10 protein-coding genes are annotated in these 13,952 nt (G+C 36.8%); 5 read left to right on the plus strand and 5 right to left on the minus strand.

All coding sequences use genetic code 11. From position 1 onward, the window contains the following. Positions 1–89 precede the first annotated feature (89 nt). Positions 90–1,556 carry an alpha-L-fucosidase gene (locus DKG80_RS06770; protein WP_109830558.1) on the minus strand — a complete coding sequence of 489 codons (1,467 nt, stop codon included), beginning with the start codon at positions 1,554–1,556 and terminating at the stop codon, positions 90–92. Between the two features lie 171 nt (positions 1,557–1,727). On the opposite strand from DKG80_RS06770, the gene DKG80_RS06775 reads away from it, so the two are divergent. Then, positions 1,728–3,338 carry a tetratricopeptide repeat protein gene (locus DKG80_RS06775; RefSeq protein ID WP_162555729.1) on the plus strand — a complete coding sequence of 537 codons (1,611 nt, stop codon included), beginning with the start codon at positions 1,728–1,730 and terminating at the stop codon, positions 3,336–3,338. A gap of 290 nt (positions 3,339–3,628) precedes the next feature. Here DKG80_RS06775 and DKG80_RS06780 read toward each other — a convergent pair whose 3' ends face one another. The 3 genes from DKG80_RS06780 to DKG80_RS06790 all read right to left on the minus strand — a co-directional run bounded on the left by DKG80_RS06780 (position 3,629) and on the right by DKG80_RS06790 (position 8,121). Further along, the gene (locus DKG80_RS06780; RefSeq protein WP_109830560.1) at positions 3,629–6,406 is read right to left on the minus strand and encodes a bifunctional aconitate hydratase 2/2-methylisocitrate dehydratase; all 2,778 of its coding nucleotides are present in this window, start codon (positions 6,404–6,406) and stop codon (positions 3,629–3,631) included. Between the two features lie 224 nt (positions 6,407–6,630). Next, positions 6,631–7,041, minus strand: a complete 411-nt coding sequence (locus tag DKG80_RS06785; protein WP_109830561.1) for a CBS domain-containing protein — start codon at positions 7,039–7,041, stop codon at positions 6,631–6,633. 51 nt (positions 7,042–7,092) lie between these two features. Continuing rightward, complete coding sequence (locus tag DKG80_RS06790) at positions 7,093–8,121, minus strand: LacI family DNA-binding transcriptional regulator (RefSeq protein ID WP_109830562.1); 1,029 nt, start codon at positions 8,119–8,121, stop codon at positions 7,093–7,095. A gap of 318 nt (positions 8,122–8,439) precedes the next feature. Between DKG80_RS06790 and DKG80_RS06795 the strand changes: the two genes are divergently transcribed. The 4 genes from DKG80_RS06795 (at position 8,440) to DKG80_RS06810 (ending at position 12,969) form a co-directional block, all read left to right on the plus strand. Further along, complete coding sequence (locus DKG80_RS06795) at positions 8,440–9,486, plus strand: sugar kinase (protein ID WP_109830563.1); 1,047 nt, start codon at positions 8,440–8,442, stop codon at positions 9,484–9,486. 93 nt (positions 9,487–9,579) lie between these two features. Next, positions 9,580–10,251, plus strand: coding sequence for a bifunctional 4-hydroxy-2-oxoglutarate aldolase/2-dehydro-3-deoxy-phosphogluconate aldolase (locus tag DKG80_RS06800; RefSeq protein WP_109830564.1), 672 nt, complete (start codon positions 9,580–9,582; stop codon positions 10,249–10,251). A gap of 230 nt (positions 10,252–10,481) precedes the next feature. Beyond that, the gene (locus DKG80_RS06805) at positions 10,482–11,756 is read left to right on the plus strand and encodes an O-acetylhomoserine aminocarboxypropyltransferase/cysteine synthase family protein (RefSeq protein WP_109830565.1); all 1,275 of its coding nucleotides are present in this window, start codon (positions 10,482–10,484) and stop codon (positions 11,754–11,756) included. A gap of 163 nt (positions 11,757–11,919) precedes the next feature. Next, positions 11,920–12,969 carry a potassium channel family protein gene (locus DKG80_RS06810; RefSeq protein ID WP_109830566.1) on the plus strand — a complete coding sequence of 350 codons (1,050 nt, stop codon included), beginning with the start codon at positions 11,920–11,922 and terminating at the stop codon, positions 12,967–12,969. Positions 12,970–12,972: 3 nt separating this feature from the next. On the opposite strand, the gene DKG80_RS06815 is transcribed toward DKG80_RS06810, so the two are convergent. Further along, on the minus strand, positions 12,973–13,929 hold the full coding sequence (locus tag DKG80_RS06815) for a D-2-hydroxyacid dehydrogenase (RefSeq protein ID WP_109830567.1): 957 nt from the start codon (positions 13,927–13,929) through the stop codon (positions 12,973–12,975). Between the last annotated feature and the right edge of the window lie 23 nt (positions 13,930–13,952).

Consider the following 13,952-nt stretch of genomic DNA (forward strand, 5'->3'; position numbering starts at 1 on the left):
AAAAAGAACCCTACTCTTAATAAAAGCAGGGTTCTTTTCAATTACTAAATCAATTTGATTGGTCTATAAAAGTCCAAAAGTTGACTATCTTACTTCATTGTCAACTTCATCACATATGCCTTAGAATCAAATAAATCAGCAGGGATCTTGATTTCCAAACCTTTACCCGACTGCTTCCATTTGACTTTGCTGTCATAACCCATAAGAATTACTTTACTCACTCCATCAGAAGGTTTAACCGCAGAAAGCAAAAGTGATTCAGCAGGCTTGTCAAGAACGATTGCATAAACAGTCCCTTCATCTTTTGATCTGGTATATCTAATATCTTCAGCTGTATAAATCAGCTTTTTCTTAATAAAACTGCCATCCTTATCAAGCACAGTAGGACCTTCTGCTGCAATTTTCCAAGGTCTAGTATTATAAATAGCTTCACCATTTACTTGTAACCAATCACCAACCGTGAGCAACACGTTCTTCTCGTATTCAGAAATTACACCATCAGAACTCGGAGCTACGTTCAACAATAAACAACCATTTTTACTAACTATGTCTGCTAACATGTCGATGATATCATTAGCATCTTTCGTTGGTTTGCGATTGGAGTTAAACCACTGTGGCGACATGGTATCGTCTGTCAACCAAGGAATATCTTGTACATCTTTTACTCTTCCTTTTTCATAATCAACAATGGAACCCGGGAGGTAAGTAGCATAATTCTTACAGGTAGTCGCTACATTTTTATTATTTTGAAGACCATAGTTATAGTATGAAGCCAAAAATGAATACATGGTTTCTTTAGGAACCTTGCTTTCTCCCATATCGAACCAAATCATATCTGGATTATACTTTGCTACATATTCATCCAACACACCTCTCCACCATTTTTTATATTTCAAAGACATAGGATCTTCTATACCATGAGGTTCAAAATACAAATCCTCATATTCAGGATTCGACCCATCATAGGCATATGATGGAACATAATAATCCCATGTCTTTCCATGATGAAAAGAGGCTATATAATTCATCCCTAGCTTTCTGATTTCCTTCTCTAAGCCCTCAGATGGGTCAATACCTGATACCTTACCTGCACACCAACGGGTAACTTCACTATCCCACATCGCAAAACCATCATGATGCATGGCAACTGGGCCGGCAAACTTTGCTCCTGCCCTATGAAACAATTCTGCCCATTCCTTAGCATTAAAATTCTTAGGCTGAAATGTCTTCACCACATCCTTCCAACCAAACTCATTTGGATCACCATATTTCTCTATATGCTTAGTGTATGCCCAATGAGGCCCATCCTTTTTCTTCGTCATACCATGAGTCAATACAGAATCTTTTTGGTACATATAAAAAGGATACCATCCACAAGGAACCAACTCGTTGCCAATGGTCGTCGGAGTCCAATGTGTGTAAATACCAAACTTGGCATCTCTAAACCATTCAGGAATATTATGAGAGTCAAGTGATTTAAATTCAGGAGTAAATTGAGCCCAACTGAGTTGCACATAAAACAGGCTGAAAATAAGTAAACAAAGCTTCTTTATCATATCATAAAATTCTATTATCAATCATACAATGGTCGTTTTACTCATTCTCAAAAGGCTCAAAAAGTATATTTCAAAATCTATACAAGCTCATATATCAACACTTAAAAATCTATACAATAGCTCTTTCACCCTACTTTTGTATTCTATATACTAAATGAACCTATGTTACAAATGAGAAAACTGCTTGTTCTCATCTTATCAAAACTATTTCTGTTACAAATCAATGTATCAGGCACTACCATTCAAAAAACATCTGATTTTAAGGCTAGCTATAACAGAGCGCATCAGCTAAGTCAGCAGTCTCCCGATTCTGCTATTATCCTTTTCAAAAAACTAATCAACAATCAACATTTCCCTGACTCCTTAAAAACAAGAAGTCTACTTCATTTAAGTAAGCTTCAACATCGAAAACAAAACTTTCCAGAAGCATTTGAGTACGCTCAGAATAGTCTATTAATTGCAGAATCACTCCGGGACAGTAGTACTATAGCTGCTACGGAAAGAACACTAGGGATACTCTATCAAGAATTTGGTAAAGAAGAAGAATCTAAAGAATTCCTCAATAAATCCTTATCACTTTACAAATCCTTAGTAGAGTCTAAAAAACTAAAACCTAGGTTTTTATCAGGGGCTTACTTCACCATTGCAGGTCATTACAGCCACTTCTTTAAATTTGACTCATCTCTATTATACCTTGACAGTTGTGATTTTGTAGATAGGAAAATGAATCGACCTCCTATCTATAGTAGTTATCATCGTTCAGAACAAGCCCTAGTCTATCTGGAATTAGGACAAATAGATTCTACAAAAAGAATCCTTCATAACATCGAAGCTATTTATCAAAAAGAACTTAACAATGAAAGGATTTCTTACGCCACCAAAGGATTTATTGCCATGATTTACTACTACTTAGGCAACTTGTATCTGAAAGAAAAGGATTTTAATCGAGCTATAGATTATTTTAATCTTTCACTTGAATCTGACAAGAAATATGGGTTTCACAATAGAAACACAAGTAAGACTCTTGAAAACCTAGCCCAAGCTCAATTCAATATTAACTTATCAACTGAAGCCTACCAAAACTTAAAAATGTCGAAACGACTAAACGATGAATATCTGAGTATTGATAGTGAGCGAAACAAATCAATATTCGAAATAAAAAACAAATATGAAGAAGAGATCAATCTACAGAAAAGTATAGTATCTAAACAGCGTCAAACACTGCTGATTTTTCAAATTGCAATAGTTTCAGTTATTGCAATTACAATAATTTCCTTTTTACTCTATAGAAATCGAGTTCAACAAAAACGGCTAATAATTGAGAAAGAGAACAATCTAAAAAAACAAAATGAGGCTAAGGTAAAGATCGATATCAAAAACAAAGAACTCACAGCTTTTACACTTAAACTCATTGATCGTGAAGAAGTCATCAATTCCTTGGCTCAAAAACTAAAGGATAAATCTAAGGGAGACGGAAAAACTCTTAACTCTCTAAAAGTATTAAATTCAGGTTCAGAAGCACTTTGGGAAGAATTCAATAGCAGATTTGTTGAAGTTAATTCTGGCTTCTATGAAGAACTTCAAAAGCGTTTCCCTGAACTGAGCCCTACAGAACGAAAACACTGTGCACTCATCAAACTCAATTTCTCAGCAAAAGAAATGGCAAGGCTATTAGGTATTTCAGATACTAGTGTCCATGTATCCAGATATAGACTTAGAAAGAAATTCAACTTATCTAAAAAGCAAAACCTTACAGACTTTATTAATGGTATTGGTTATTAAGTTTAACCTCTATAATTAGAAATAGTGTACATCAAAAATAGACTATCTGAAAAAAAAAGATTAAGAGTTGACTGACCCATTTCTTTAAAGTAGATAAGTGATAATTCAAAAAATAGAAACTGCAGTAAAAGTTCAACACCCAAGGACTACATAATACCTTCTAAAATTTTGTTCTCATTTACCAATAGACCACTGAGAATAAGGTTTTTTCAAATGTTACACTATTAAAAAAAGAGACTGTCTTTTTGAGACAGCCTCTTTTCAACTTGATACTTTCTAAGCAAAAATGATTATCTCACCAACTGCTTACCTGAAGGCTTGAACTTAGTCAAATCAATACCATCAACCGCAGCTTCGTACTCATCAATTTTTGGTGTTCTTCCTAAGATTGTTGAAAGAACTACTACTGGAGTAGATGAAAGAAGTGACTCTCCTTTCTTCTCATCACTATCCTTTACAACTCTTCCTTTAAATAAACGAGTAGAAGTAGCCATTACCGTATCTCCTGGTTCTGCTTTTTCTTGATTACCCATACAAAGGTTACAGCCAGGACGCTCTAGGTAAAGCATGTTTTCATATTTTGTTCTAGCCGAAGCCTTAGGATCGTCATCATTGAACTCAAAACCAGAGTATTTCTGAAGTACTTCCCAATCTCCTTCAGCCTTCAATTCATCTACTATATTGTATGTTGGAGGTGCAACTACAAGAGGAGCATTGAACTCAACTTTACCTTGCTGTTCTTCTACGTTTTTCAACATTTGAGCTAAGATCTTCATATCTCCTTTATGAACCATACATGACCCTATGAAACCAAGATCTACTTTCTTCTCTCCTCCATAGTAAGAAAGCGGTCTTATTGTATCGTGAGTATATCTTTTGGATACATCATCATTATTCACATCTGGATCAGCAATCATCGGCTCAGCAATTTCATCCAAATCAACCACTACCTCAGCATAATATTTAGCAGATGCGTCTGGAGCCAAAGCAGGTTTTTCACCAGATTTGATCTCTGCTATTCTCTTGTTAGCAATATCGATCAGCCCTTGAAGAACCTTTTTATCATTGTCCATTCCTTTGTCGATCATCACCTGAATTCTACCCGCAGCGATTTCCAATGATTCGATTAATGTCTCATCTTCCGAAATACAAATAGAAGCCTTGGCCTTCATCTCGGCAGTCCAGTCAGTGAATGTAAATGCCTGATCAGAAGTCAAAGTACCGATGTGTACCTCAATTACTCTTCCTTGGAATACATTCTCTCCTCCAAATTGCTTCAACATTTGTTGTTGAGTCGCATGAACCACATCTCTGAAGTCCATATGAGTCTTCATCTCACCTTTGAACGTTACCTTCACAGATTCAGGAATTGGCATGGAAGCCTCACCTGTTGCTAGAGCTAATGCCACAGTTCCAGAGTCTGCACCAAAAGCTACACCTTTAGACATTCTAGTATGAGAGTCACCACCAACGATGATAGCCCAATCATCAACAGTGATGTCATTTAATACTTTGTGAATAACATCAGTCATCGAGTGATATTCACCCTTAGGATCTCTTGCTGTAATCAAACCGAAGTCATTCATAAATTTCATTAATTTAGGAATGTTAGCCTGAGCTTTCTTATCCCAAACAGATGCAGTGTGACAACCAGACTGATAGGCACCATCTACAATTGGTGAAATTACAGTAGCCGCCATAGATTCTAACTCTTGAGAAGTCATCAAACCAGTGGTATCTTGAGATCCCACTATATTTACTTCGACTCTTACATCAGAACCAGCATGAAGTGTCACACCTGGAGTAGTACCTACAGCATTTTTGTTAAATATTTTCTCTACGGCTGTAAGACCTTGACCTTCTACAGAAATCTCTTTTGAAGGAGCGTAAACCACTGGAGCTTCAATTCCTAGTGTTTTAGCAGCAAACGTTTGTAGTTTCTTTCCAAATACTACTGCATATGAGCCACCCGCCTTGATGAATTCAACTTTTTGTGGAGTTAATGAAGCAGAAATATCTTTTAACTCCTTATCGCCATTAAATAATTTTTTAGCCTTAGTATCTATTGTTAAAACAGTACCCGTTTCTACTGAGTAAGCTTGTTCCAAAACCGGATCACCATTTTCATCTAAGACTGTATTACCATTAGTGTCTTTCTTTTTAACCCAATTTTGAAGGTCAATGCCAATTCCGCCCGTCACTCCTACAGTAGTCAGGAAAATTGGAGAAATACCATTCGTACCTGCTATGATTGGTGCTATATTAATAAATGGAACATATGGGCTAGCTTGGATTCCAGTCCAAAGCGCTACATTATTCACTCCCGACATTCTAGAAGAACCTACACCCATAGTACCCTTCTCAGCAATTAACATCACACGTTTATCAGGATGCTTTTCTTTCAAAGCTTTAAGTTCGGCTTGTTGCTCCTTGTTGTGCTCAAAAATACACTGTCCATGTAGTTCTCTATCAGATCTAGAGTGAGCATCTGCACCAGGAGAAAGTAAATCTGTAGAAATATCTCCTTCACCTGCGATGAAAGTAACAATATCTATTTTCTCATCTACTTCAGGAAGCTCAGTAAAGAACTCTGCTTTCGCATAGCTTTCCAAAAGATCTTTAGCTATAGCATTGCCTTCTTCGAAAGCCACTTTCAAACGATCATAATCTGCATCATATAAGAAAACTTGAGTTTTCAATACCTTAGCAGCATCAGCAGCAATAGCCTCATCATTCCCTAGAGCAATATCAAGAAGTACTTCAATAGATGGACCTCCTTTCATGTGAGATAAAAGCTCAAAAGCAAATGCTGGAGAAATCTCTTCAACAGAAGATTCACCAAGGATAATTTCTTTTAAAAACTTAGCCTTCACACCTGCTGCTGGTGTAGTACCTGGCAGAGTATTATAAATAAAGAATTTAAGAGAGTCTTCTCTATATTCATTATCTGTATCTTTGATTTGCGTGATGATCTCGCTTAGCAATTCGGCACCATCTATAGGCTTTGGGTGAAGCCCCTGTCCTTTTCGCTCTTCGATCTCCTTGAGGTAATCGCTATAAGTATTCATATGCTTCCTAGGTATTTAATTTTCAGAGTTGACCATTGATGACCAACTTCATCTCTTCTATCATTAACTATGTAAACGCTAAAAGGATTCGAGAAAAAACACAATCCTTCTAGGCTGCGAAAATAGCTCGTTTTTTGTCAAAAAAGAATCTAAATAGAATCTAAAGTTTACGTACCAGTACGTAGATTACTTAGAGAGTAAAAAATCTTTAACCAGTCTAGAAATTAGAAATTTTTCAATGCGTATTTCATAATATCTGTAGACGTCACAATACCTACTAATCTATGATCATGTACTACGGGCAACGCATGAAAGTGATTCACAGCTAATATTTCTACAAGCTCTCTAATTGACTGATCTTTTGAAATTGTTTTTGGAGTTTTCATCAACGACTTGACAGAAACAGCATTGAGTTCATCAAACAATTCTCTATCTCCGGATTCCAATACCTGACAAAAGTGCTTCATCCTAGCAACGTCAGATTGACTAACGATCCCAACAAGCGTATCTCCAGCCATTACAGGTATATGTCTAATCTTAATATTGCCAAACACATTTGCAACGTCTTTAAGAGAATCTGTCACTTCGACTGTTATTAAGTCAATGACCATTATTGTTGATACTGGCTGATCCATTTTAAAATGGTTTTTTTACATGATAAACTTAATTAGGAATCATTATACTTTTCAATAAAACGAAGAATTTGAATACGCTAAGTTCTCTTTTGTTACTACTTCCAATGGCATCAAATTCAACTCCTCCACATCAGAACTTACAATAAGCTTCTTGTATAGAGTCTGAACACTTAAATATCCTTGTAGTTGAGGGTTTTGATTAATTATAAAGTCAATCGACCCGTTTTTCAAACAATCTACATTGGGTTGAATCTGATCATATCCTAAGATTCTGTAATTCGCTTCCCTACCCTCTCCAAGATCCATACATACCTGATGTGCTCTAGAGTTAGGAACAAAAAGAATCTCTACTCCTTTCAGTTTCTCTTGAGAGAAAAAAGACTTATTTTCAACGATGTACTCAGTTACTAAAGCTTGATCCCAATCTCTATCCTCATAGTATTTCTTATACCCATTTATTCTCTCTCTTAAAGTCTTGTTTTTACTATCGTAATCTGAATAAATAATAATAGCGGTTGACAACCCCTTTTTGGAACCATAATTCAGGAGTTTGGCAGACAAGTAACCGCTTTGAAAAGTATCTTGTCCTACAAATGCTAGAGGATTAGCCTGACTTATGTTAGAGTCAACAAATACAAATGGAATATCATTTTCTGTTAACCTTGCACAAACAGTAGGGCTCTCCTTTCCCATCAACGGTGCCATTACCACTCCATCCGGTTCTTCCTTGATAGCCTTATCAGAATTCTCTAAAAAAGAACCTAAATTCTGTCTATCAAAAGTGTAAAACAATGCCTGTATCCCCAGATGCTCGTATTCTTTGGCAGCCCTTTCTATCCCTATTTTTTGTGTCCTCCAATATTCATTATCATCAGGAATTAAAACTGCCAATTTGTAAGTCTTATTGAGTTTAAGATTTCGGGCAAAAACATTAGTTGAGTAATTACCCTCTTTGGCAATTTTTAAGACTAGCTTTTTAGTCTTTTCTGCTACTTCCCCCCTATCATGAAGTACACGATCTACAGTTCCTACACTCACTCCTGCTTTCTTAGCGATCTCCTTGATGGTAATTCTCTTCATTTATTAATGTTGACTGTCAATGATCAAATGAAACGATAGGATCAATTAATGTAATAATTCCCTTACTCTGACAACTTATTTCATATCTCTTCCACCCTTAAAAAACTTTGGATTTCCACATGAATTTTCCTGCAATATATTACATTTGCACGACTCGTTATCGAACACGGGCTAAAAACGTATAAATTCCTTCACTCGAAGGATTTTTTTTAGACCTTTTCCGTTAACGACCACGGAAATTTATCAACGAATTTGTTAGGCTTTGATTTCAGAGTTTAGAATCAATGTCGATACAAGAAAATAAAACGAAAAAATAAGATGAAGAAGGTAGTAACTTTCGGTGAAATTATGTTGAGGCTAGCTCCTCAAGGGCACCTAAGATTTTCTCAAGCAAACTCATTTGACGTAATCTATGGCGGCGGTGAGTCTAACGTAGCCGTTTCTTTGGCTAATTATGGTGTACCAGTAGAATTTGTGACCAGACTTCCTAAGAACGACATAGGCGAATGCGCGTTAATGGAAATGAGAAAAAGAAACGTAGGAATGAACCACGTACAATTTGGTGGTGAAAGACTAGGTATCTATTTCCTAGAAACTGGTGCAGTATCTAGAGGTTCTAAAGTAGTTTATGATAGAGCTCATTCTTCTATGTCTACAATCGAGCCAGGCATGGTAGATTGGAAAGAAGTATTCAAAGATGCTGGATTCTTTCACTGGACTGGCATTACTCCTGCTATTTCTCAAAGCTCTGCAGATGCTTGCTTAGAGGCGGTAAAGGTTGCATCAGAAATGGGAGTTACAATTTCTACTGATTTGAACTATAGAGCTAAGCTTTGGAAATACTGTGACGATGCCAAGAGAGAAGAGATCATGACAGAATTGACTTCTTACTGTGATATCGTTCTTGGAAATGAAGAGGATGCTGAAATGCACTTTGGCATTAAACCTGAAGGTATCGCTGTACAAACTGAAGGGCATAATGTCAAGGCGGAAGCTTTCCTTTCTGTTTGTAAGCAAATGATGGAGAAATTCCCTAGAGCTAAGAAAGTAATTACTACTTTGAGAGGCTCTATTTCTGCATCACACAACACTTGGGCCGGTGTATTGTACGATGGTTCTAAGATGTTCGAGACAAGACAATATCAAATCACTGACATAGTAGATAGAGTCGGTGGTGGAGATTCATTCATGGGAGGATTAATTTACGGATTACTTTCTTACCCAGAGGATGATCAAAAAGCTCTAGACTTTGCAGTAGCTGCTTCTTGTTTGAAGCACACTATCAAAGGAGATGCTAACTTAGTAACTGTTCCTGAAGTTGAAAAACTTATGGGTGGTGATGCATCTGGTAGAGTAGCTAGATAAGAATAGTCCAAATTTTGGGTCAGATGGATACTTTTTTATTTTTTGTTTGAGTATTCGCTGGCCCATTTTTCTAAAAATAATTTCATTTAAGAAATGGCAAGATTTTCAAGAATAGACGTAGCAGTGGCTATGAAAGAGACTGGCGTAGTACCAGTATTCTACCACAATGACGTTGAGGTTTGTAAACAAATCCTAAAGGCGTGCTACGATGGTGGTACTAGAGTTTTCGAATTCGTTAACAGAGGAGACTTCGCTCATGAAGTATTTGGTGAATTAGTAAAATGGGCTGCTGTAGAGTGTCCTGAGTTGATCTTAGGAATCGGATCAGTAGTAGACGCAGGAACTACTTCTCTTTACATACAATTAGGTGCAAACTTTGTAGTTTCTCCTATTCTAAATGCTGACATGGCTAAGGTGTGTAATAGAAGAAAAATTGCATGGTCTCCAGGTTGTGGTTCTTTAACTGAGATTTCATATGCTGAAGAATTAGGTGCTGAAGTAGTAAAAATATTCCCTGGTTCTCAAGTAGGTGGACCTTCATTCGTAAAGGCTGTAATGGGACCATTCAAATGGTCTAGCATCATGCCTACTGGTGGTGTAGAACCAACTGAAGAGAACTTGAAAGTTTGGTTTGACGCTGGTGTACACTGTGTAGGAATGGGATCAAAACTATTCGTAAAAGACTCAAATGGTCAATATGATTACACCGGCCTGACTGCCAAAGTGAAAGAGACTCTTGACATCGTCAAGAAACTTCGATCATAATTTCGTTGATTAAATTTAAGCTCTAAGCCTCTTCGTTTACGGAGAGGCTTTTTTGTAATTATTTCACTAGATGAAACATCTCACCCTGCCGTAATTAAATTATTCCATTAACGTTTTTCAATTGTCCTCTTCTATTTTAGCCGCCTCAGGCCTATTTGTTTTTTGGTATTTGTAAACGGGATTCGCTAAATAGCGTACTTGTTATTCTCATATTACCAACAAATACAATAATGAAAAAAGAAACTCTAGCTATCCATGAAGGATACCAATCTGAGGAATCAACTAAATCTGTAGCGGTTCCAATCTATCAAACTGTAGCTTACGAATTCGACAACGCACAACACGGTGCCGACCTGTTCAATCTGGCTGTACCCGGCAATATTTATAGCCGCATCATGAACCCGACTGTTGATGTATTAGAAAAAAGAATTGCGGCTTTAGAAGGAGGTATTGCTGCACTTTGTGTAAGTGCTGGTAGTGCTGCTATTAACTATTCTATTTTGAATTTAGCTGAAATGGGAGACAATATCATTTCTACTCCTCAGCTATATGGAGGCACTTATACACTATTCGCTCACATGCTCCCTAAGCAAGGAATTGAGGTAAAGTTTGCAAAGTCATCTGCCCCAGCAGATATAGCCGCTTTAATTGACGAGAAAACTAAAGCTGTTTACTGTGAATCTATTGGTAACCCAGCAGGAAACATTTCAGATATTGAAGGTATTTCCAAAGTAGCACATGATGCTGGTATCCCTGTTATCGTGGACAACACTGTAGCTAGTCCCGCTCTAATCAATCCGATAGCGCATGGTGCAGACATCGTAGTTCATTCCTTAACAAAATACATAGGAGGACATGGCACTACTTTAGGAGGGGTAATTGTAGATGCAGGCACTTTTCCTTGGGCGGATCATAAGGAAAGGTTTCCAATGTTCAATGAACCTGAAGCCTCCTACCATGGTGTCGTTTATGTAGAAGCATTCGAGGCGGCTGCCTACATCGGAAGAGCCAGAACGGTCGCTTTGAGAAATACTGGATCAGCACTATCTGCAATGTCTGCTTTCCAAATTCTACAAGGGTTAGAAACATTGACACTAAGAATGGAACGACACTGTGAAAATGCACAGGCTGTAGCAGAATTCTTAGAATCCAATGACAAGGTAGAATGGGTACAGTATGCTGGACTTAAGTCAAGCGAACACCATGAGTTAGCGAATAAATATTGTGATGGAAAACCAGCGTCTCTATTAACCTTTGGAATCAAGGGTGGATACGAAGTGGCTGAAAAGTTCTATGATGCCTTAAAACTATTTAAGAGATTAGTAAATATCGGTGACACAAAATCCTTGGCTGCTCATCCAGCTTCAACAACTCACAGACAAATGACTGAAGAGGAACAATTGTCTGCAGGAGTGACACAAAATCTAATCAGGTTGTGTATTGGTATTGAGCATATTGATGATATCATTGATGATTTGACACAAGCTTTGGAAGCTGCGAACTAAAAACATAATACTGTGTCAAAAGTTCAAAAAGAAACAAACCATTGAAAGATCAAGCTAATTTAAAATAAGCTTGATGATTTTATTATCACTAAAAGTGAGCAATTTGTATGGTTGATAATATTTTTGACACAGTAATTTTACTGACAGTAACTATCTTTTTAACATGTCTAGAATAAAAAGCTATTGGCAAATAGCAGCTGTTATTTCAATCAGTTTGATAATGAACTCACTTTTAGTGTGGTTTGAGTCTAGCGAAGAAGGTGCAAGTATCACAGATTTGTCAATTGCTTATTGGTATTTAATTGTCACCCTTAGCACTGTTGGTTATGGAGACTATTCCCCCATTTCTTTTGGAGGCCGCATTATTGGTTACATTTATGTATTCTCAAGTTTGGGGGTTCTCGGCTTTTTATTCAGTACTATCACCAACAAATTCAGAACGTATATGGAAGCTTCAAAACTAGGTTTTAATGGAACGAGTTTCTCTCAGCATGTAGTATTTCTTGGCTGGGACCAATTCAATCAACAAGTAGCTGATGAAGTTATTAGTGCTGGTAAGAGAATCGCAATTCTTACTAGTAGGCGAGATGATGTGGATCTTATATACGACTTATATGATAAGAAAAATGTCTTCGTTTTGTTTTCAGATCATAAACACACTGAAACTTACCAGAGACTAAATATAAGTGAAGCATCTGTAGTTTTTATTGCGGTAGAAGATGATTCTATTGCCCTAAAGGAAGTCATTAACCTTAGAAGTGAACACCCTACAGTATCTATTGTAATTTCACTAAACGAAGTTCAACTCAAACAAACGTTTTTAGCCGCAGGTGTAACCTATGTGATATCAAGAAATGAAATCGCATCTAAACTAGTAGCTAGTTATATCTTTGAGCCTGATGTTGCAAATCTTAATCTCAAGCTAATCTCTTCTGTTGGTCAAATGACTGACTATGATGTTCAAGAATATGAGGCTCTTTCTACAAACCCATACCTTGGTAAAAATGGTCACGAAATATTCTTCGAACTAAAGAAGGATCATGATTCTATTTTAATGGGAATAAGCAAAAAAGCAGACACAGGTTGGGATTTAATAACTAACCCTTCAAATGAGATCACCCTTGAAGAAGGTAATTTTCTTATAATTATGACTAATGGTAGAGGGAAAAAAATACTATCTGAAGTGTTTAATACTGCTGAAGGTAGAAGTTAAGCATTAATTTACTACGTTTCTTTTTCCTCCATTTAAACAGTCAGCAATATTCAAAGCAACTTCATCAATGAGCCTTTGACGAGACTCTACGGTAGCCCATGCTGTATGAGGTGTAATCACCAAGTTCTTTACATCTTCTAATAGAGGATCTTTTGTAGGAGGCTCAGTTTCCAACACGTCTACTCCAGCTCCTGCAATCACTCCATTATTTAAAGCATCCGCTAAATCCTTAGCATTTACTAAACCTCCACGACCTGCATTGATCAAATAAGCATTTGATTTCATTTTATGAAGCACCCTATTATCAATCATATGATAATTAGACTCGTTCAAAGGACAGCACAATACTACAAAATCTGACTTATCATAAACTTGATCAATTGATACTATGTCCGTTTCATCATCACTTTGACCACTGGCAGTATTTACTAATACCTTCATTCCGAAAGCCTTAGCAATTCTTACAACTCCTTTACCTATAGCACCATATCCTACTACACCAATTGTCTTACCTGCCAATTCAAACGTTGGATACCTTAGCAATGCAAAAAAGCCTGATTTTTGCCAATCTCCATTTTTTACATCGCGATTATAATTATTCAGTTTGACTGCGAAATTTAGCATCATCGCAAAAACATATTGTGGCACGCAGTCTTTGGCATAACCTTGTACATTAGAGACCGTGACATTATGATCTGTTGCCGCTTCTAAATCAATATTATTATATCCAGTTGCTACAATTGAAATATGCTTAAGTTGAGGAAGAGCTTCAAATATTGAACGAGATATAACAGTCTTATTTACAACAATAGCATCTGCTTTTTCAGCTCGTCTAATAATTTCTTCTTCTGACTTGGTATTTGGATAATCCTCTAAATCACCAATGGCTTCAAGGTTATAAAAATCAACGTCTCCATCAAGATTGACAGTTGATGCATCTAAAAAAACAATCTTGTTCATCCTTTTCAGCTATTCTTTAAACA

The sequence above is a fragment of the Reichenbachiella versicolor genome (genome assembly GCF_003171675.1).
Classification (GTDB): Bacteria; Bacteroidota; Bacteroidia; order Cytophagales; family Cyclobacteriaceae; genus Reichenbachiella; species Reichenbachiella versicolor.